Consider the following 19,705-nt stretch of genomic DNA (forward strand, 5'->3'; position numbering starts at 1 on the left):
TATCATGTCGCAATGAAATACAATATTCAATTGAGAAAATAAATAAGTAAATTATTAAGAATGGTTTTCTTTAGTGTATTTTCAGAAATATTATCACCTATGAAAGCGATTATTGGTTAATTTTGCTGTAAATATTTTTGCTATGAACAAATGTGACCAATGCATCGTACGACAACTTTCTTCTCTTAAAGCGCTTAATAAAGAGGAAGTTGTAAAATTGGCTAATAGTAAAACGACTCACAAAATAAAAAAAGGTGAAGCTATTTTTGAAGAAGGTGAAGTCACAAATGGTGTTTTTTGTGTGAAAGACGGCATTGGAAAACTCTCTAAATTAAGTGCCAACGGAAAAGACCAAATTGTAAAACTGGTAAAATCAGGAGAACTTTTAGGACAACGTTCTATGATTAGTAATGAACCTGCAAATTTGTCTGCAAAAGCGGTTGCTGACATGGAAGTTTGTTTTATTCCGAAATCTGAAATTATCCATTTCTTTAATAATAACAATCAATTCTCTATGAACCTGATGCAATCTGTTTGTGAAGATTTGAAAGACTCTGAAAACGATAAAATTGCCTTAGTGCAAAAAACCGTAAAGCAACGTTTAGCAGAGACCTTACTCCATCTACATGATGCTTTTGGTGAAAACGCAGATAAAACACTAAAAGTTCAGCTGACAAGAGATGAACTTGCCGGTATGATTGGGACTGCTACAGAAAGCTGTATCCGATTATTATCTGACTTTAATAAACTGGAATTTATAGAATTGGTTGGTAAAAAAATCGTGCTAAAAAACATACATGCCTTAAAAAAACTAGCTGAACAATTATAGTTTTTTAGCTTCGTTCCAAAACACATCCATTTCTGCCAGAGTCATATCCATTAAAGGCTTTCCTAATTCTCCCGCTTTATTTTCTAAATACTGAAAGCGTTTAATGAATTTTTTATTGGTACGCTCTAAAGCATCTTCGGGATTTACATTTAGAAATCTTGCATAATTGATCATCGAAAATAAAACATCACCAAATTCGGCTTCAATTTTATCCTGATCTCCGGATTTAACTTCAACTTGCAGTTCTTCCAGCTCTTCTTGTACCTTATCCCAAACCTGATGTGGTTCTTCCCAATCAAAACCTACACCTTTAACTTTATCCTGAATTCGGCTTGCTTTAACTAACGCAGGTAAACTTCTCGGAACGCCTTCCAAAACTGATTTTTTACCTTCTTTGAGCTTTAGTTTTTCCCAGTTTTGTTTAACCTCTTCTTCATCTTTCACAACAGTATCACTATAAATATGAGGATGACGGTGAATTAGTTTCTCACAGATTTCATTACATACATCAGCCATATCAAAATCATTTGTTTCTGATCCTATTTTAGCGTAAAAAACTATGTGAAGCAGTAAATCACCAAGTTCTTTTTTAACTTCATTCAGGTCATTATCCAAAATAGCATCGCCTAGCTCATACGTTTCCTCAATAGTCAGATGTCTTAAGGTTTGTAACGTTTGCTTCTTATCCCAAGGGCATTGCTCACGCAGTTCATCCATAATAATCAATAATCTTTCGAAAGCTTTAAGCTGAAGTTCTTTACTCATTTTTGAAGTTTTTTTGTGGTAACCGAATACTGTAAAAGTAAAAAATCCTGTCAAGAAATATCTTAACAGGATCAATATATTTGAATCTAAAAACTACTATTCTTCTTTTTTAGCTTTTGCTTTTTTGGCAGGAGCTTTTTTTACCGGTTCTTCAGCGACAATTTCTTCTGATGTTGAAGTTGCAGCCGGAGCTTCATCCGTAACTAACCCTTCTGCCTGAAGCATGTTATACCAATTTAATACCTTTTTAATATCGGAAGGATATACTCTTTCTTCATCATATTCAGGTAAAATTTCTTTAAAATAAGCTGTTAGTTTTGCATTATCTTCTTTATGTGAAATCGCCTGACCTTTGTTTTCTTTAACAGCAATACGCTGCATTACTTCTGTTAAAGGTTTTTCACCTTCGTAAGTGTAAATAGAGATTTCAGACAATAAACTTACATTACTTTTTAAGTTTACCGTGATTTTTTTTCCGTCTGTTAATGATTCTGCCACAAAACCTGTACGAGTTTGCACTTTCAACACATATAAACCCGGTTTGCCAGAAATGGCTAAAATTTTCTCTAAATTCATGTTTATTAAATTATAGTATTAAGAATTTGGTGTATTATAATTATCTTCCTTTTTTTGCGGCAGCAAATTTCATTCTGTACTCCTGAAAAGTTTTGCCTTCGGTAATATTTTTTAGTTTCTTCTGAATCAAACGCTTTTTTAAAGATGATATTTTATCTGTAAATAAAATTCCTTCAATGTGGTCATATTCATGTTGAATAACCCTTGCTATCAAACCCTTGAAAACTTCGGTTTTCATTATAAAATCCTCTTCACAATATTCGATTGTTACAGTAGGTTTTCTGTATACATCCTCACGAACGTCAGGAATACTTAAGCACCCTTCGTTAAAACTCCATTCTTCGCCTTCTTCTTTAACAATTTTTGCATTAATAAAAGTTTTTTTAAATCCTTTTAAATCTTTCTGTTCATCAGATGGTAAATCTTCGTCATCGCTAAAAGGACTTGTATCAATTACAAACAAACGAATAGGCATACCTACCTGCGGCGCTGCAAGTCCCACTCCGTAAGCATTATACATGGTTTCATACATGTTTGCTATAGTTTCTTTTAAGCTTGGATAATCTGGCGTAATTGCCTCACCCACTTTTCTTAAAACTGGATCACCATATCCTACAATTGGTAAAATCATTTCTATTTTTTTATGTATTTATCTATTGAAAACACTAATTAATTCAATGAATTCAGCAGGCAAAAATAGTAAAAAAAGTCAATCAACATTTTAAAAATAAATATTAAATATCAATTTTAACCTGCTCTTCAAAATCAAAGCTATAATTATGCCAAATTGATTCGTACAATTCTTACCTTTGCTTTAAACCCATTTATATGCTAGATCGTATTGCAAAATTTACCAACAGTACTTCCTTTTTAAACGCCACAAAAGTAACTATTGCATCAGTAGTGCCTGTTTTAATTTTGAATTTTCTTGGACATTTTGAAATTGGGTTTACCATTGCATTAGGTGCTTTTTACACCTATCCCAGCGACATTCCAAGTACGCTCAGTCATAAAATAAAAGGATTAGTTGTTACTTCATTTATTGTTTCAGGAGTGAATTTATTAGTAAATCTGGCCTATCCATTTCCTTACTTATTTTATCCCTTTCTGGCAATATTACTTTTTTTATGCTCTATGATTTCGGTTTATGGACAGCGGGCAACTTTGGTTTCGTTTTCGGCCTTACTCTCTATTTCATTGTCATTCGGTCATTTGCATCAGGGGATGGAAGCTGTATACTATTCATCTTATATTTTTACCGGAGGAATATTGTATTTAATAGTATCCCTGCTATTTCATTTTGCACAGCCTTATAAATATATTGAACTTCAAATTGCTGACGGAATACGATTAACAGCAAAATATCTAAAACTAAGAGGCGATTTATGGAATCCTGAAGCCGACAGAAAAGTAATCATCGAAAAACAATTAACCATTCAGGTTGAACTGAATCAGATTCATGAAGATTTACGTGAAGTATTATTTGGTAACCAAACTGCTACGGTAGGAAGCAGTCAAAACCGAAAAATGCTGTTGGTTTTTATTACTTTGGTTGAAATTCAGGAATTAGCCTTATACACTTCTTTTGACCATAGTAAACTCCATGAAAAATTTGACAAGCATCCAAATGTTCTACGAACTTATCAAAATGTGGCCTATAAGCTGGCTTCTACTTTAAAAAAACTTTCCAAAAACGTACATCACATCACGAAATATATTGATAAAAATGATTTGAAAAATGAACTTGACGCTCTTGAATTTGCCATTTTTGATTACGAAAAAACCTTAGGAAAAGAAGATGCTGCAGAAGGTGTTCTAATGCTGACCAACATGCTGAAATATGCAAAAAATCAGGTAGGAAAAATTAAAATCATACAGCGTGCATTTTCGCTTGCCATGCAGTCTTATAAATTAAAAGAAAAGGATAAAGAATTAGAAAAATTCCTGACACCTCAATATTATCCCCTGCGCACCCTGACAGAAAATTTAAGTTTTTCTTCATCCATTTTCAGACATTCTCTGCGACTGACTATTACCATTTTGATTGGTTTTATTATTGGAAAATTTCTTCCGTTTCAAAATGTATATTGGATTTTGCTTACAATCGTTGTAATTATGAGACCGGGTTATGGCCTTACAAAAGAGCGTTCTTATAATCGTATTTTTGGAACTATCTTAGGGGGATTACTTGCGTTTGGAATCGTTTCACTTATACAGAATCATTTCGCTTTGAGTCTTTTGTCTATTGTTTGTATGCTTCTTGGGTTATCGTACGCGCAAAAAAATTATAAGATCAGTGCTACTTTTGTTACGATGTATGTCGTTTTCATTTATGGTATTCTCGTTCCAAATATAGTTGAAGTAATTCAGTTTCGAATTCTGGATTCCCTGGCCGGAGCAATTTTGGCATTTTTAGCGAATCAATTTTTATGGCCGGCATGGGAATTTATTAATACTCCGATACATGTTGAAAATTCGATTAGGGCCAACCGTGTATATCTTAAGGAAATTGCAGATTTTTATAATAAAAAAGGCGAAGTACCCACTTCATACAGACTAGCGAGAAAACACACTTTTATTGAAATCGGAAACTTAATGACTTCTTTTCAGAGAATGATGCAAGAGCCAAAATCAAAACAAAAATTACTGCCTAAAGTTAACAAACTGGTCGTTTTAAACCATTCATTATTATCTTCGTTAACTTCTTTATCCACCTATATTCAATTACATCAAACCACTTCAGCATCAGAATCATTCAACTATATCATAAAAACTATTCTTTCAAATTTAGATAATGCCGTTTCAATTTTAAGGAACGAAACTATTATAACAGATACTTTTTTTGACAAAGAAGATGTTACACTACAATTTGAAGAAATGAAACGTAAAAACTTCACTCGTTTAGCAACAGATGAAGAACTGGACAAAGAAACAAGGCAGGCAAAAATGCAGGAGGCTCAATTGGTTATTGAGCAATTAATCTGGATGAGCAATTTATCCGAAAAAATATTAAAAATCACAAAAGAGATTAAAGCAACAAATCCAGATTAATTCATCTGGATTTGTTAATATATTTAGTAAACAGAAAATTTACCTGATTATTTTAACTTTAAAACTTCTGAAGTTTGTTTTCTGATTTCTGTTAAAAGCTCTGGCTTATCGTTTAAAGTTTGCCCGTAGGAAGGAATCATGTTTTTTAATTTTGCTTCCCATTCCGGAGTTTTAATTTGATCTGAAAAACATCTTCCAATTAAATCAACCATAATTGAAACCGCCGTAGAAGCTCCTGGAGACGCTCCTAATAAAACGGCCAATGTTCCGTCATGCGTATTAATAACTTCTGTTCCAAACTCTAAAACCCCACCTCCGTTTTCACCTTTTTTGATCACCTGAACACGCTGACCTGCTTTTTCAAGAACCCAGTCTTTAGATCTTGCAGACGGTAAATATTCACGTAAAGCCTTAATTCTGTCTTTTGGAGACTGACGAACCTGCTCAATTAAATATTTTGTTAGCGGAATATTATTAAATCCCGCTGATAGCATCGGAATTAAGTTGTTTGCTTTTATAGATAATGGTAAATCTAAATAAGATCCATTTTTTAAGAAACGGGTTGAAAATCCTGCGAAAGGTCCAAAAAGTAATGCTTTTTCACCATCAATTACACGGGTATCAATGTGAGGAACCGACATTGGCGGAGCGCCAACACTTGCTTTTCCGTATACTTTTGCCTGATGTTTGGCTATAACTTCCGGATTTGTACATTTTAACCATTGCCCACTTACCGGGAAACCTCCATAACCATCTCCTTCAGGTACATTTGCTTTTTCAAGTAATGGCAACGAGCCACCACCCGCACCAATAAATACAAATTTAGTATATGCTTTTCTTTTTTGACCAGACCCTAAATCAGTTATTTTAATTCTCCATGATTTATCATCACGTTGTTTTAATTTTTGAACCTCATGATTAAAGTACAAAGACACACCGTCTAATTTTTCTAAATAATTAAACATACTTCTGGTCAACGCACCAAAATTTACATCGGTACCAATGGCCATTGTAGTGGCTGCCAGTTTTTCGTCAGGTTGTCTTCCTTCCATTACAAGAGGCATCCATTGTTTTAGCTGTTCAAAATCGGTACTAAACAACATTTCGGCAAATAATGGATTAGCCTGCAAAGCTTCATAACGAGTTTTTAAGTACTGAACATTTTTATCACCCCAAACGAAACTCATATGAGGTACACTTTTGATAAAATTTTCAGGTGATGGTACCTTATTTTGCTCTACTAAATAAGACCAAAACTGTCGTGAAACCTCAAAAGCTTCAGCAATGCTAATGGCTTTTTTAGGATCTACAGAACCATCAGCTTTTTCAGGTGTATAATTTAATTCACAAAAAGCAGAATGCCCTGTTCCGGCATTATTCCATGCATCAGAGCTTTCAGCTGCTGCGATGTCTAATCTTTCGTAAATTTCAATCTTTATATCAGGTTGTAATTCTTTTAAAATTACCCCAAGAGTAGCACTCATAATTCCAGCTCCAATAAGCACTACTTCACTATTGGAACGTATTGTATTGTCAGGCATAACACTATTTTATTTAAAAATGCAAAGTTACCTTTTATAATCTCAAAAAAAAAGGTTTTTCGACATGATAAAAGTTAGAAAATCATATTTTTTTCTAAATAAAGTGAAATTTATTGCCTCAAAAGTTAAAAACGATTAGAAGAAAGATAGTCCTGAAGCATAATCGTTGCGGAAATTTCATCAATCAGTCCTTTGTTCTGACGCTGCTTTTTACTTAGTCCACTATCGATCATTGTCTGAAAAGCCATTTTTGAAGTAAAACGCTCATCTACCCGAACGACTTTCATCTCCGGAAAAATATTAGAAAAATGAGTTACGAAACCTTTTATGATGGATGCACTTTCAGATGGCTGGCCATTCATTTGTTTCGGCTCACCAATTATAACCGCTTCTACCTTCTCTTTTGCAAAATAATCTTTTAGGAAATCTATTAAAGTATTCGTTGGAATCGTGGTTAAACCCGAAGCTATAATCTGCATTTCATCAGTAACAGCGATTCCGGTTCGTTTTTGTCCGTAGTCTATGGAAAGGATTCTGGGCATTTTTAATTAATTTTATAAAACAACGTTGAATAAAGAAATATCTGAGACAAATGCAGAAATGTAAAATATGTATAATAAAACTTTTTAATTAAGGTCAACTTTTCTTCTTCTACCCTATTATGATACCAAAAACCATTTAAAAATCCATTTTTAGAATAAATAAATGGTTCTCCAAAAATTTCATTGTTAATCCAAAATAATATTCTGTTTGTCAATAATACAAATAATGGCAAAGCATATGTAAAGATTGTTTTAGACTTTGACAGATAGCTTAAATTAAATAATGTTATAAAAAAACCAATAATTAAAATTATAAGACCAATTAAAAATAGCTTTTTAAAAATCGAAAACAACTTAATATCTTCAAATGCTAAATAAATAAAAAGACTAAATACAGAAACAAAGCCTGTTAAAGTATAAAAATAAATTTCCCCTAAACTCATTTATTTAGAAATTGTTTTTCAGATAAAATATTATTAAGCTTGAAACGTGTTATAAGCAGTAATACTTAGCAATTTTATCTCCTCAACATTATTTTAAATTACAAATATAAAACTTTTCAAACTTTATTTCTCTTTATTCAGCCTCCCAATTCTTAGCAATAAAGGAAATTTCACTTTCTTATCATTATTTCTCCAGGAAAGTTTCAATTCATCATAAATCAGATCTATTGGATTTTGATTCTTTTTTGAAATATAATGCTGTACAGAAGACCATGTTTGAAGATATCCGATAAGCATTTCTAAACTCCATGTAAATTCATTTTGAAATTTCTGTGCCGGAATTTCTTCAAACGGAAATGGAATCGTTTCATAATTTTCATCCAGATACCTTCTTTCAGCATCCCAATAAGATCCCACAATATCATAATAAAAATGTCTCAGGATTTTATCTGAATCCGGATTGGTAGAAAATAATCCGTAACCCATGACAGCAAAAACGCCTTCCGGTTTTAATATTCTGTAAATTTCTTTATAAAATGGATCAAAATCAAACCAGTGTACAGCTTGTGCCACAACAATCAAATCAAATTGCTGATTTCCGAAAGAAGTTTTCTCAGCAGATCCTTTACTATACATTATATTATCAGCCAGAGTAGCATTGTCTAGTTGCTTCTGGCTTATATCTGTTGCAAATACTTTATCAAAATAAGCCGAAAGTTTATGGGCAACCTGCCCGTTTCCTGTAGCCAGATCCAAAGCAGTCGATTTATTATCAACAAACGAAATTATATATTGAATCATTTCCTCAGGATATTGAGGACGAAATTTAGAATAATCCACTGCCTGTTTTGAAAAATTATCTTTCATAAATATGAATTTTAAATCAATATCCTAAAGGTATAACTTTTATTTTAGCCCTCTTTTTATAAAACCGCCTAAACTGCAAAAAATCCGTTCTGAAAAATTCAAAACGGATTTTAACCAAATTTAAAACAACTAAAAATTTATTATAAAGTAGCATTATCTACCGAATAATCTGGAAAAAAAACCTTTCTCTTCTTCATCTTCTGATTTCATTTCGTAATTGGCAAATTTTGACTGCGCTTTTTCATGTTCATAAATCAACTCCTTAATATATTCAACATAACTTCTCTTTTTTTCTTCAAGAAAGCCAATCAGGTATTTTTCACTAAATTCAACGCCGCTCGCTGCTTCAATTTGAAGTAACTTTTTATAAAGCGGCTCAATATGCAAAGAAATAACCTCCTGAGGAACGGATTGTCTTCTTCCAAAATAATTCACAATCACTCCATTTTCATCTCTTGCAATTTCAAAATCTGTAATTACCCAGTAATATCTTCCTGATTTAGCTAAGTTTTTCACAATTGCATGAAAGTTTTTTCCTTGCTTCAGATTTTCCCAAAGCACTTTGAAAATTACTCTTGGCATATCGGGATGACGTATAATATTATGCGGTTGTCCCATTAGTTCATAATCTTCATAACCAGAAACATCTACAAAAACTTCATTGGCATATTCTATAATACCAAAAGCATTTGTTTTACTCATAATTACTTGTGTTTTGTCCCACGTGACTTCTTTATCAATAACTGCAATTCGGTTTTGAAGCTGATTTTCCTGATTCATATTGACTTACTATAATGATTGTTTAAATTATTTCAATTCCTTTTCTTTTATCAGGAATTGTGCTGCAAAACTAATAAGAACAAAAATCACCAAATCTGATTTTTATCATATAATAAACATTAAATAATTATCATTTTCAGATCTCATTCAGACAAAACAGAATTTATCAAATTAAAAACAAAAAGTTATATTTATAACACTTTCAAATTGATTTACCTTTTTGATTTTATACAAATACTCTATCTTTGCCAAAAATTTAAATTTATGAATTCTTTACAAACTATAATTGAACAAGCTTGGGAAAACAGAGCTTTATTACAAGAAGAAACAACTACTAATGCGATCAGAGAAGTTATCGAATTATTAGATTCAGGAAAACTTCGTGTTGCTGAACCAAAAGGTGACGGATGGCAGGTTAACGAATGGGTAAAAAAAGCTGTTGTAATGTATTTCCCTATCCAAAAAATGGAAACCTTAGAAGCTGGAATCTTCGAATACAACGACAAAATGTTGTTAAAAAGAGATTACGCTGAAAAAGGTGTTCGTGTAGTTCCCGGAGCTTCTGCACGTTACGGTTCATTTATTTCAAGCGGTGTAATTATGATGCCTAGTTATGTAAACATTGGTGCTTATGTTGATGCCGGAACTATGGTTGACACATGGGCTACTGTTGGCAGCTGTGCACAAATTGGTAAAGATGTACACTTAAGCGGCGGTGTTGGTATTGGAGGCGTTTTAGAGCCATTACAAGCAGCTCCTGTTATCATTGAAGATGGTGTTTTTGTAGGCTCACGCTGTATTGTTGTAGAAGGTGTTCACGTAGGAAAAGAAGCTGTTTTGGGTGCAAATGTATGTTTGACTGCTTCTACTAAAATTATTGATGTTACGGGAGAAACTCCTCTAGAAATGAAAGGTTTTGTACCAGCACGTTCTGTTGTAATTCCTGGAAGTTATACTAAAAAATTCGCTGCAGGTGATTTTCAGGTTCCATGTGCTTTAATTATTGGTACCCGTAAACCATCTACAGATTTGAAAACTTCATTAAATAATGCGTTACGCGAATATGACGTAGCCGTATAATTTAAGACTAAAATATTTTAAATTCCAAATTCCAAACTGCTGATTGGAGTTTGGAATTTTTATTTTAAAAACTATTTCTATTTTTGCAGCAATTTGTACTTAACTAAAAAGAATTCAATATATGAAGGTGCTTGTAATTCAAAATAAAATGATTGGTGACGTGTTAACAAGTACTGTCATTTGTGAAACTATCAAAAAACACCAGCCAGACTGGAAAATTCATTACATGATTCAACCCAATACTTTAGCGGTTGTAGAAAACAATCCATTTATTGATAAAATCGTTTTTTTTGAACCTCAAAAACACAAAGGTTTATTTAAGCTAATTTCTTTTGGATCCAGTTTAGCTCCAGAAAAATATGACGCAGTAATTGATGCTTACGGAAAATGGGAAAGTATCTTACCGGCATATTTCTCTGGCGCAAAAATTAGAATTGGGTTTAAAAAATGGTATACTTCGCTGTTGTTTACTATTACTGTAATTCAGAAAAAAAATGTCGAAGGTTCAGCTGTTTACCATCGACTACAACTAGTCGAAGCTTTATTAAAAGTTAAAACTGAAATAATATTTCCTAAAATTTATTTGACCCATACCGAAATAAATCAGGCAAAAACCGCAATTAAGGAACGATTGAACCCTGCATTAAAAATCATTATGATAAGTGTTTTAGGAAGTGGGAAAAGCAAAAGCCTGCCTCCTGAAAAAATGGCCGAAACTCTTGACATTATTGCAGAGCAAGACGTTCAGCTACTTTTTAATTTTATGCCTGATCAGGAAGAAGAAGCAAAAATTATTTATGATTTATGTAAAACACAAACACAACAAAGAATTGTATTTGATTTTTACACTAAAAGTTTACGCGCATTTCTTGCCGTTTTATCACAATGCGATGCCTTAATTGGAAATGAGGGTGGCGCTGTAAACATGGCAAAAGCACTCAATATCAAAACCTTTACTATTTTTAGTCCATGGATAAACAAATCGTCCTGGAACATGTTGAGCGATAAAGAAAATCATATCGCAGTACACCTGAAAGACTTTTTTCCGGATATATACGAAAACAAGCATCCAAAAGAGTTTAAGAGTAAATCATTAGAACTTTATAATAAATTTGATAGTAATTTATACAAAGGATCTTTACAGGAATTTGTGAAACGAATTAGTTTATAAATTTCTCAAAATACCAATTTACCTGCTCCTGTAAACCTTGTTTCAAACTCACTTTTGGATTGTAATTCAATAAAGTCCTTGCTTTATCAATTATTGCAGCCGTTTTTAACTGATCGCCTTTTCTTGGTGGGTGGTGATCAATAATTAATTTTTTATTCATAATTTCCTCAACAGCTGTAATTCCTTCTTGTGTAGTATTTACTTCGTCTGTTCCAAGGTTTATAATTTCACCGTTTACCAACTCTTCTTTCCCAATGATAGCTGCCAGTCCTTCAACGATATCGCCTACATAGGTAAAGCTGCGTTCATGGTAAATACTGCCTTCAAAAAGTGGAAAAGGTTTATCATAATATAAATTTTCAATCAGTTTAGTATATAATTTCTCAGGACGTTCACGTGGGCCATAAACAGAATAAAGTCTTACTGAACAAGCCTTTATCTTGCCTTCAATTTTTAAACTCAATACTAATTGTTCTGCTGCAAGTTTCGTAACCCCATAATAAGAAGCCGGTTTTGGGATAGCTATTTCATTTACTGTGGCTTCTTTTCCATAAACCGATGATGTAGCAATATTTACAAATAATTTTAAATCCGGATTATACTTTACAACAGAATCTAATAAATTTTGTGTTGCATAAATATTATTATCTACATATTCCTGCAATGGTGTTTCAGCAGAAATTCCGGGCTGTGCTGCTAAATGAAAAATATAATCATATTGGTTTTCGAAAACCGATTTTAAATCAGAATTTAAATCTTCCCGAAAAATAGTAACGCCTTTGTTTACCAAATCAGAAGCATTGATTTCTTTTAATTTTACATCATAATAATCATTAAAATTATCAATTCCAAAGACCAAATGACCCATTGAAACTAATTTTTCACAAAGATGTGAAGCTATAAAACCTGCTGCTCCGGTAACTAATATTTTCATTTACAATAAATTATTTTACAATTCCGTAAGGTGTCCAAACTATTTTTTTATCTCTTACTTCTTTTCTAATGGCCAAATTTGCGGCTAAAGATTCAGGAGTTTTATAACCACGTGCATGATCCAGGTGCAAAACTATTGCTTTATGTCGGATTTGTTTTCCTTTTACACCAAAATTCTCAAGACGTTCTCCAAATTCTCTGTCAGGACCTCCATATTTCATTCTTTCATCATAACCATTAATTGCAATCATATCCTCCTTAAAACCAGATGAATTACAGTTATTAAATGATGGAGTTGTTGGCGTAATTGAATCTAGAATTGATGCTAATAATTTTCCAGCAGACAACTTCAATGTTTGAGAAAACCCTAATTTATCTTGTTTTTTTAGCCATTTTACATCAAAACAATTGCCGTTTTCAATATCCTCTTTAGTGATTAGCTTACTAACTTTCATTGATAGTTTGCAGTATCCGCCTGAAAGAAATGTTCCTTTTTGTGCTAATTCTGCATGAACCTGTACAAAATCTTTTCTCGGGATACAATCTCCATCGGTCATTAAAATAAAATCATAATTTGCCTTAACAATGGCTACATTAAGGATTTCTTGTCGTCTGTAGCCTTCATCTTCATGCCAAAGATGCATTATCGGAACCGGGTAATTGCTTTTGTATTTATTAATTAATTCAGTGGTTGAGGGACGTGAGCCATCATCAGCAATAATTAATTCAAAATCTTTTGTAGTCTGAACGCTGTAACCAATCAGAACTTTTTCTAACCATTCTTCTGCATTATATGTACTAACTATTACAGATATTTTCATTTTATATTTTTTAAATACTTTGGAGAGCCATTAATAAAAACCTTAATTCAAGCTTTTCTCTTTTTAATTACTATTTTTCAGCAAAGGTATTATAGAAATTCGGATTCTTAGAATAATTCTTTCGTTTGCTTTATCGGTAATTTTGAAAATTATTTTTTCCAAAATTTCAGTGTTTTTTTGATGCGTCTTTTTCGATGAAACTTATCTCTGAAAGATTCTGTACCTGCAACCATTATTTTTAAAACGTCATTGTACGAAGCACCATAAAGTTTTGCATACTCATCACTCATTACTTCAACAATTTTCCTGTTTGGAGTTAATTTCGAAAAATTCAGAATTCGCTCATTCAAATTCATTTCTTTATGAAATTTCATTCTGTTCAGATCCACTAAATAAAAGGAATAAGAACCCGAAGGATTTTTTTTAATCAAAGTATTTCCCGGAGTATGATCCAAAAACTCAATACCGTTTTGATGCAGATTAAATGTAAATTTTGTAAACTGTCTTAAAATTTTTTCATGTTCAGGGTAATCAAAATCGTTAGTCAATTCCCTGAAAGTCAAATCAGGATAAATTTGTTCGCAAACATAGTAACTATCTAAAAGGACACCCTTAAAATTTTCAAAATACGCAATCGGCAACGGAGTACCTATTTCTTTTTCGATAAGTATATTTGCAAATTCATATGAACGACGTGCTTTTGAAGGTCTGAAAAAAGCATATACTATTTTGTTTACAAGATTCGGAATTTTAAAAGATTTCACGTTTAGTATTACATCACCTAAATCAAACGTTTTTATTTTATTTCTCTTTCCATCAACAAACAGCGTCCCTTTTGTTTCATAATTCTCTACAGCATCTTTTATTTCTGCTTTTTTGCTTAGAAAATTATGATGATAAACTTCATGCATTTAATCAAGTTTTATGTTTTTTACAAAAGTAGCGATTTGAATTTTACTCTTCAAATAATTAATTTATTTTTACACAAAAGTTATTTAGTATTTAATAAAAAATCACAGATGTTCGAACATTATCTCATTACCCGATTTAATCTTAAAAATCCTAATTGGGATGTAACCAAAAACAACGAAGAGCTCCTTACTGACGACTGGATGGAAGACAGGATGTGGCTTTTTGAAAATTTTTGCCTGCCATCTGTAAAATCGCAGACCAATAAAAACTTTACATGGCTGATCTATCTCGATACTACAACAGCAGAAAAATATAAAACCAAAATAATTGATTTAACGTCGGATACAGAGAATATCAAACTGTTTTTTATTAATGGTATGAATGAATTTTATCCCGAAATTCAAAAAGCTATTACCAATAACAAACTTTACCTGATCACTTCCAGAATTGATAATGACGATGTTATTAGCAGTATCTTTATTGATGAAGTTCAGAAAAAATTTGCTTCTCAGGATTTTCTTGCTATCGATGTTATTAAAGGCTATTCACTTCAAATAAAGCCAACTTATATTTTAGGAAAAAAAGAACATATTTTCAATCCTTTTATTAGTTTAATTGAAAAAAATGAAAACCCAAAAACGGTTTGGTTTAACGATCATACGCAGTGGAAAAAAGAAAGCAGAATTATTCAGGTAACAGATAAAAGACTGTGGATGTCTATCATTCATGAAAAAAATAAAGTAAATGAATTTGATGGTTATGATAATGTAAAATGGCAGAATATAAAAAATGAGTTTATTGTGTCTCAAGAGTTAGATCATTTAATAACCCAAAAAATCATCCCCTATAAAGACTGGTATTTTTTGAGTTTAAAAAATAGGATGTATGTTAAAATGGTTTTATTTAGTAAAAAAATAAAAAAAGCAATTGGACTTTATAAAATAAAATAAAAGTCATCTGTTACATATACATTCCTGATTTTCAACACAAAGCCATCAAATTTCAGAGATGGCTTTTTTTTATACTTCAATTAAGTAGATAAATACCTATAATTTAATACTCGTGATACGCAACTATTGTAATTTTTACTCATCTATGAAATAAAGCGCTGGTTAATCATAAAATTACTTAACACAGCTTCTTTTCATATAAAAACTTACAAAACAAAAGGATCTTTATAATAAATTGTCATTTTAAGTGTTTCAGTTTATTATGTAAGTAGGGATTCAAAAAAAAACAATTTATGCGTATTACCATAATAAGCCTTGATAATTGGGGTTTCAACAAACACCTCGTAACGGCACTGGAAGAGAAAGGGCATGATGTGCAACATATTAACTTTAATGATTTCACGTATAAATACCCTAATTTTTTTCACAGAGGATATAATTTATTCTTAAAAACATTTTTAAAAAAGAATCTAAAACGAATACATTTTGGCAAAAAAATCATTGAGACATTAAGGGAAAATGATTCTCTACAAGATGTGATATTAGTGATTAAGGGAGATTTTATTGACCCTAAAAGCATTATGGAATTAAAAAAATATGCAAAGAAAACATTTGCTTATTTTAACGACAATACTATTCGATGCCCTAAAATAGTACGTGTTATTCCTTATTTTGACGAAGTCTTTTCTTTCGAAAAAGAAGATTGTGAAAAATATCATCTAAAATTTGCTACAAACTGGATTTATAACTCAGCACCAGAAAACAATGAAAGTCCTATTGAACAGAAGGTTTTTAATATTATCTCAAAAGACAACAGACTTTCGGTTCTTTCTAAAATTGCTACTGATCTTGAATCAAAAAAAATCAGTCATAAAATATTTGTTTACAACAAGAAAGTAAAAAAACGAATTTCAACAATGGAATTCATTACTAATCCGATACCTTTAACAGAAATAAACAAACATATAAACCGCTCTCAGGTTCTACTGGATATTAACCGGAAAAATCAAAACGGATTAACTTTTAGAGTCTTTGAAAGTTTAGGTCTCAACAAAAAGCTCATAACTACAAATTCAGATATTAAAAATTATGATTTTTATAATCCGAATAATATTTTAGTAATTGACGAAAAAAATCCTGATGTTCCTGTTTCATTTTTTGAAAAAGAATATGAAAAAATACCCGATGCCATTTTTAACAAATATACTATGGATGGATGGATCAATAATGTGGTTTATAGCGCCCTTAGATAGTTTATGACACAAAACATATATATTATTTGCCCTCCCAAAAAAGCGACAGGAGGACCGGAAGCATTACACCAGTTAGGTTATATTTTAAATTCATTAGGCTATAATGCTAAAATGCTGTACTCAAAGTATAAAAAAGATCCTGTACATCCTTTTTATAAAGATTACAATGTTCCTTATGTAATGAAAGTAAAAGACAGCATTAATAACGTTATTATTATTCCTGAGTCGATGACAAACCTTATTGCTAAATACCCATTATCGCAAAAAAAAATATGGTGGCTGAGCCTTGATTTCTATGAAATGTTGATGAACAGCAGGGAGAAGAAAAAAAACTGGATCAGAAAATTGATTGTTCCTTATAAACATACAGAATATCGCTTTGAACCTAACCAAAATGTAACACACTGGTATCAGTCTCAGAGAACTAAAGAGTTTTTACTGACTAAAAAACTGGGTAACAAAATCGCTTACTTATGTGATTATGTCAATGAGCTTTTCTTTGATAACTTGCCAGAATCTTTTCAAAAAGAAAATATTATTACTTATAATCCAAAAAAAGGACTCGAAAAGATTGAAAAATACATGATGCTTTTGCCTCAATATAAATGGCAGCCCCTATCTGGAATGTCCAGAGAAGAAATGAGAGATACTTTGAGAAAAGCAAAACTTCATATTGATTTTGGTTATTTTCCAGGTCGTGACAAAATTCCGAGAGAAGCACTTGTTTCAGGCGTTTGTTTATTAACAGGCCGCGATGGAACTTCTGCTTTTAAAGAAGATTTAGGAATACCGGAAAAATACAAATTACATGAAAATGAAATGCAGCCTGAAAACGTTGTAAAACTTATTAATCATCTAATGACTAATTATGCAGAAGTTTTTACTGAGTTTTCAGATTTCAGATTATTTGTTATGAATGAAAAAGCACGTATGATTGAAAACACAAAAATGCTTTTTGAAAAAGCATAATTAAAGCCGTACTACCATGAAAATATGTTTGATTAGTTTTGATTCTACTTATTTCGACCATAATATCGTAATTGAATTAAAAAAAAGAAATATAGAAACAAATCATATCGATGTATCAAAGTTTAAGTACAAATACAAATCGGTTTTTGACAGAGTTGGAAATACTTTAACTAAATTATTTTTCAAAAGAAACAAAAAACACGAAGCACAAGAAGACTATATTCTAAAACAAATCAAAAAATTAGGATATCAGGATGCCATTTTGTTCATAAGACCGGATAAAATAAGCAGAAAAACTCATTTAGAGATAAAAAAGCAAACAGATAAATATCTTACCTACATTTATGACAGCTGTAGAAGGTTTCCTATCGGCCATTTACTTGACGGCCTATTTGATGAAATATTTTCATTTGATTTAGTTGATGTTCAAAAGTATAATTTCACTTTTATCTCTAATTACATCTACATGAAGAAAAAGGATATCATCCGTACAAATGATAACATTTTTATTGTAATTTCAATCGATGAGCGTTTTGAATTTTTAAATAAACTGGCTGATTATCTTTCTAATCACGGCATCCCCTTTAAATTTATTGCTGTTGGTAAAAAACTTCCTAAAAACAGCAATACAGATATTATCTATTCAAGAAGAACACTTCTTCCTGAAGATTTACTTGAGGACTTTGAAAACTCAAAAATATTTCTTGATTTAATACGCAAAGACCATAACGGATTAAGTTTCAGGATTTTTGAAGCATTGGCTATGCAGCGAAAAATCATTACGACGAATACATCAATAAAAGAGTATGATTTTTATAACCCCAACAATATCTTAGTACTTGATGAAAATGCTGAAATAAATGTAAATCCAGATTTTCTTACTAGTCTGTACGAACCCTTAAGTGATACTATTTACTATAAATACACTATTGAAAACTGGGTAGATACTGTTTTTAAGCTTAAATAATTATTTTACTAAACTTAATATCCGTTGTTCAATTGTTTGAGATGAAAAAGGTTCAATCACTTTTTCAGAACCGGAACTTATAGTGTTCCAAATTTCCTTATTTTGATATAATAAAAGAATATTATCTACAATTTCTTTGTTTGTATTTGCAACAATATATTGGATGTTTTCTCCAAAATCAAAACCTTCTGCACCAATATTTGTAGTAACCAGCGGAAGACCAAATTCTATGCTTTGTCCTATTTTACCTTTTATTCCGGCACCATAACGCAACGGAGCTACAAAAATTCTGGAATTCAAAAAATAAGGAGATACATCTTTTACATAACCAATTATTTTAAATTTATCAGAATGTAATTTTAAAATCGAATCCTGTGGATTACTTCCAATTATTGAAATGGTAATTTCGGGTTTGGATTTCCACAATAAAGGCATAATTTCCTCATGAAGATATTCTACTGCATCTACATTTGGTTTGTGATCAAAGCCCCCAATAAACAATAAGTCTTTTCGGTCTTCAAATGAAGGTGATTTTTCATTTTTTATATACTGATGAATATTTCCAATCGTAATTATTTTAGATTCCTCATTATAATATTCTTTTAAGGTCTTCCCTTCTAAATCAGAAATTACAATAATCTTATCCGCTTTAGTGCAGTTGTCCAATTCTAAATTTAAATACTTATTCGCAACCTCCATAATTTTAGGCTCGTTCATTAATTCAGATTCTCTTTTAAATCTTAAATAATGAAAATCGACCATATCAAAAAACACCTTCGTTTCCGGTTTGTAACTTTTAACTAAAGGGTAATATTTTTCAAAAATTTCAGGTCGATGCAGCCAGGCAAAACTTACTTTTGGAAGTATTAGTTTTAAAAAATCATTTTTCGTAATTAATTTTCCGTTATGATCAACAGCCGGTTCATAAACTACAACGCCCATTTCTTTAAAAATATCAATATAATCAGATTTATAACGATATTCTTTAAAATCAGCCAATAAAAAAACTCCAATATTATTGTTTAAAAGTAATTTAATAATTTCTGTTAACCTTCGTGAACCAGAATCTTTATTAAACTCCGGTATTTTAACATCAACAATTAAAACGTATGAATCATATTTTAACTGATTCAAAAAATCAATTTTCTTTCCTTCCTTTTTTAATTTACGAGCTATTTTTTTTAATCTGAAATATAATTTAATGGCTTTATACATTTTATAAAAAATTCGTTTGATTGATGAAATATGATTTTCA

Annotated in this window: 19 protein-coding genes; 8 read left to right on the forward strand and 11 right to left on the reverse strand. The window is 31.3% G+C overall.

Annotated elements, in window-relative coordinates:
• The first annotated feature begins 142 nt into the window (after window positions 1-142).
• Window positions 143-829 carry a Crp/Fnr family transcriptional regulator gene (locus FLACHUCJ7_RS24135; protein WP_078229745.1) on the forward strand — a complete coding sequence of 229 codons (687 nt, stop codon included), beginning with the start codon at window positions 143-145 and terminating at the stop codon, window positions 827-829.
• Here the strand turns inward: FLACHUCJ7_RS24135 and mazG are convergent.
• The 3 genes from mazG to def form a co-directional block, all read right to left on the reverse strand.
• Complete coding sequence (gene mazG / locus FLACHUCJ7_RS24140) at window positions 824-1,594, reverse strand: nucleoside triphosphate pyrophosphohydrolase (RefSeq protein WP_078229746.1); 771 nt, start codon at window positions 1,592-1,594, stop codon at window positions 824-826. The genes FLACHUCJ7_RS24135 and mazG overlap by 6 nt on opposite strands.
• A 96-nt stretch (window positions 1,595-1,690) precedes the next feature.
• A complete protein-coding gene (locus tag FLACHUCJ7_RS24145; protein ID WP_078229586.1) occupies window positions 1,691-2,170 on the reverse strand; it encodes a DUF5606 family protein in 480 nt (159 codons plus the stop codon).
• A gap of 40 nt (window positions 2,171-2,210) precedes the next feature.
• The gene (gene def, locus FLACHUCJ7_RS24150) at window positions 2,211-2,801 is read right to left on the reverse strand and encodes a peptide deformylase (protein ID WP_180910839.1); all 591 of its coding nucleotides are present in this window, start codon (window positions 2,799-2,801) and stop codon (window positions 2,211-2,213) included.
• A 197-nt stretch (window positions 2,802-2,998) separates the two neighbouring features.
• On the opposite strand from def, the gene FLACHUCJ7_RS24155 reads away from it, so the two are divergent.
• Window positions 2,999-5,221 (forward strand): FUSC family protein, encoded by a 2,223-nt coding sequence (locus FLACHUCJ7_RS24155; protein ID WP_078229587.1) that lies wholly within the window; start codon window positions 2,999-3,001, stop codon window positions 5,219-5,221.
• Between the two features lie 47 nt (window positions 5,222-5,268).
• On the opposite strand, the gene FLACHUCJ7_RS24160 is transcribed toward FLACHUCJ7_RS24155, so the two are convergent.
• The 4 genes from FLACHUCJ7_RS24160 to FLACHUCJ7_RS24175 all read right to left on the reverse strand — a co-directional run bounded on the left by FLACHUCJ7_RS24160 (window position 5,269) and on the right by FLACHUCJ7_RS24175 (window position 9,394).
• Window positions 5,269-6,762: a malate:quinone oxidoreductase gene (locus FLACHUCJ7_RS24160; RefSeq protein WP_180910840.1), complete on the reverse strand. Its 1,494-nt coding sequence runs from the start codon at window positions 6,760-6,762 to the stop codon at window positions 5,269-5,271.
• Window positions 6,763-6,887: 125 nt separating this feature from the next.
• The gene (gene ruvX / locus FLACHUCJ7_RS24165) at window positions 6,888-7,304 is read right to left on the reverse strand and encodes a Holliday junction resolvase RuvX (RefSeq protein WP_031454824.1); all 417 of its coding nucleotides are present in this window, start codon (window positions 7,302-7,304) and stop codon (window positions 6,888-6,890) included.
• Between the two features lie 566 nt (window positions 7,305-7,870).
• Window positions 7,871-8,614 (reverse strand): class I SAM-dependent methyltransferase, encoded by a 744-nt coding sequence (locus tag FLACHUCJ7_RS24170; protein WP_078229590.1) that lies wholly within the window; start codon window positions 8,612-8,614, stop codon window positions 7,871-7,873.
• A gap of 153 nt (window positions 8,615-8,767) precedes the next feature.
• Window positions 8,768-9,394, reverse strand: coding sequence for a PAS domain-containing protein (locus FLACHUCJ7_RS24175; RefSeq protein ID WP_180910841.1), 627 nt, complete (start codon window positions 9,392-9,394; stop codon window positions 8,768-8,770).
• A gap of 264 nt (window positions 9,395-9,658) precedes the next feature.
• On the opposite strand from FLACHUCJ7_RS24175, the gene FLACHUCJ7_RS24180 reads away from it, so the two are divergent.
• Window positions 9,659-10,474: a 2,3,4,5-tetrahydropyridine-2,6-dicarboxylate N-succinyltransferase gene (locus FLACHUCJ7_RS24180; RefSeq protein WP_180910842.1), complete on the forward strand. Its 816-nt coding sequence runs from the start codon at window positions 9,659-9,661 to the stop codon at window positions 10,472-10,474.
• Between the two features lie 121 nt (window positions 10,475-10,595).
• A complete protein-coding gene (locus FLACHUCJ7_RS24185; RefSeq protein WP_180910843.1) occupies window positions 10,596-11,645 on the forward strand; it encodes a glycosyltransferase family 9 protein in 1,050 nt (349 codons plus the stop codon).
• Here the strand turns inward: FLACHUCJ7_RS24185 and FLACHUCJ7_RS24190 are convergent.
• From FLACHUCJ7_RS24190 to FLACHUCJ7_RS24200, 3 genes are all read right to left on the reverse strand, one after another.
• Window positions 11,635-12,579 carry an NAD-dependent epimerase/dehydratase family protein gene (locus tag FLACHUCJ7_RS24190; RefSeq protein ID WP_180910844.1) on the reverse strand — a complete coding sequence of 315 codons (945 nt, stop codon included), beginning with the start codon at window positions 12,577-12,579 and terminating at the stop codon, window positions 11,635-11,637. The genes FLACHUCJ7_RS24185 and FLACHUCJ7_RS24190 overlap by 11 nt on opposite strands.
• 10 nt (window positions 12,580-12,589) lie before the next feature.
• The gene (locus FLACHUCJ7_RS24195; RefSeq protein WP_031454832.1) at window positions 12,590-13,399 is read right to left on the reverse strand and encodes a glycosyltransferase family 2 protein; all 810 of its coding nucleotides are present in this window, start codon (window positions 13,397-13,399) and stop codon (window positions 12,590-12,592) included.
• A 149-nt stretch (window positions 13,400-13,548) separates the two neighbouring features.
• Window positions 13,549-14,310, reverse strand: a complete 762-nt coding sequence (locus FLACHUCJ7_RS24200) for a hypothetical protein (RefSeq protein WP_031454833.1) — start codon at window positions 14,308-14,310, stop codon at window positions 13,549-13,551.
• Between the two features lie 108 nt (window positions 14,311-14,418).
• Here FLACHUCJ7_RS24200 and FLACHUCJ7_RS24205 point away from each other — a divergent pair, with 108 nt between their 5' ends.
• The 4 genes from FLACHUCJ7_RS24205 to FLACHUCJ7_RS24220 all read left to right on the forward strand — a co-directional run bounded on the left by FLACHUCJ7_RS24205 (window position 14,419) and on the right by FLACHUCJ7_RS24220 (window position 18,450).
• Entirely contained in the window at window positions 14,419-15,261 is an 843-nt protein-coding gene (locus tag FLACHUCJ7_RS24205) for a glycosyltransferase (RefSeq protein WP_180910845.1), read from the forward strand.
• A gap of 293 nt (window positions 15,262-15,554) precedes the next feature.
• Window positions 15,555-16,514: a hypothetical protein gene (locus FLACHUCJ7_RS24210; protein WP_123922080.1), complete on the forward strand. Its 960-nt coding sequence runs from the start codon at window positions 15,555-15,557 to the stop codon at window positions 16,512-16,514.
• A gap of 3 nt (window positions 16,515-16,517) precedes the next feature.
• The gene (locus FLACHUCJ7_RS24215) at window positions 16,518-17,483 is read left to right on the forward strand and encodes a hypothetical protein (protein WP_180910846.1); all 966 of its coding nucleotides are present in this window, start codon (window positions 16,518-16,520) and stop codon (window positions 17,481-17,483) included.
• A gap of 16 nt (window positions 17,484-17,499) precedes the next feature.
• On the forward strand, window positions 17,500-18,450 hold the full coding sequence (locus FLACHUCJ7_RS24220; RefSeq protein WP_180910847.1) for a CgeB family protein: 951 nt from the start codon (window positions 17,500-17,502) through the stop codon (window positions 18,448-18,450).
• Here FLACHUCJ7_RS24220 and FLACHUCJ7_RS24225 read toward each other — a convergent pair whose 3' ends face one another.
• Complete coding sequence (locus FLACHUCJ7_RS24225; protein WP_078229600.1) at window positions 18,451-19,665, reverse strand: glycosyltransferase; 1,215 nt, start codon at window positions 19,663-19,665, stop codon at window positions 18,451-18,453.
• Between the last annotated feature and the right edge of the window lie 40 nt (window positions 19,666-19,705).

It is taken from the genome of Flavobacterium salmonis, assembly GCF_903819435.1.
In the GTDB taxonomy this organism is placed as follows: Bacteria; Bacteroidota; Bacteroidia; order Flavobacteriales; family Flavobacteriaceae; genus Flavobacterium; species Flavobacterium chungangense.

Excerpts from the sequence above, each read along its gene's own strand:
- FLACHUCJ7_RS24145 (WP_078229586.1), bottom strand. The coding sequence starts at position 2,170 with ATGAATTTAGAGAAAATTTTAGCCATTTCTGGCAAACCGGGTTTATAT.
- FLACHUCJ7_RS24195 (WP_031454832.1), bottom strand. The coding sequence starts at position 13,399 with ATGAAAATATCTGTAATAGTTAGTACATATAATGCAGAAGAATGGTTA.
- FLACHUCJ7_RS24135 (WP_078229745.1), top strand. The coding sequence starts at position 143 with ATGAACAAATGTGACCAATGCATCGTACGACAACTTTCTTCTCTTAAA.
- FLACHUCJ7_RS24225 (WP_078229600.1), bottom strand. The coding sequence starts at position 19,665 with ATGTATAAAGCCATTAAATTATATTTCAGATTAAAAAAAATAGCTCGT.
- FLACHUCJ7_RS24155 (WP_078229587.1), top strand. The coding sequence starts at position 2,999 with ATGCTAGATCGTATTGCAAAATTTACCAACAGTACTTCCTTTTTAAAC.
- def (WP_180910839.1), bottom strand. The coding sequence starts at position 2,801 with ATGATTTTACCAATTGTAGGATATGGTGATCCAGTTTTAAGAAAAGTG.
- FLACHUCJ7_RS24200 (WP_031454833.1), bottom strand. The coding sequence starts at position 14,310 with ATGCATGAAGTTTATCATCATAATTTTCTAAGCAAAAAAGCAGAAATA.
- FLACHUCJ7_RS24185 (WP_180910843.1), top strand. The coding sequence starts at position 10,596 with ATGAAGGTGCTTGTAATTCAAAATAAAATGATTGGTGACGTGTTAACA.
- FLACHUCJ7_RS24210 (WP_123922080.1), top strand. The coding sequence starts at position 15,555 with ATGCGTATTACCATAATAAGCCTTGATAATTGGGGTTTCAACAAACAC.
- FLACHUCJ7_RS24220 (WP_180910847.1), top strand. The coding sequence starts at position 17,500 with ATGAAAATATGTTTGATTAGTTTTGATTCTACTTATTTCGACCATAAT.
- FLACHUCJ7_RS24170 (WP_078229590.1), bottom strand. The coding sequence starts at position 8,614 with ATGAAAGATAATTTTTCAAAACAGGCAGTGGATTATTCTAAATTTCGT.
- FLACHUCJ7_RS24190 (WP_180910844.1), bottom strand. The coding sequence starts at position 12,579 with ATGAAAATATTAGTTACCGGAGCAGCAGGTTTTATAGCTTCACATCTT.
- FLACHUCJ7_RS24205 (WP_180910845.1), top strand. The coding sequence starts at position 14,419 with ATGTTCGAACATTATCTCATTACCCGATTTAATCTTAAAAATCCTAAT.
- FLACHUCJ7_RS24160 (WP_180910840.1), bottom strand. The coding sequence starts at position 6,762 with ATGCCTGACAATACAATACGTTCCAATAGTGAAGTAGTGCTTATTGGA.
- ruvX (WP_031454824.1), bottom strand. The coding sequence starts at position 7,304 with ATGCCCAGAATCCTTTCCATAGACTACGGACAAAAACGAACCGGAATC.
- mazG (WP_078229746.1), bottom strand. The coding sequence starts at position 1,594 with ATGAGTAAAGAACTTCAGCTTAAAGCTTTCGAAAGATTATTGATTATT.
- FLACHUCJ7_RS24175 (WP_180910841.1), bottom strand. The coding sequence starts at position 9,394 with ATGAATCAGGAAAATCAGCTTCAAAACCGAATTGCAGTTATTGATAAA.
- FLACHUCJ7_RS24215 (WP_180910846.1), top strand. The coding sequence starts at position 16,518 with ATGACACAAAACATATATATTATTTGCCCTCCCAAAAAAGCGACAGGA.
- FLACHUCJ7_RS24180 (WP_180910842.1), top strand. The coding sequence starts at position 9,659 with ATGAATTCTTTACAAACTATAATTGAACAAGCTTGGGAAAACAGAGCT.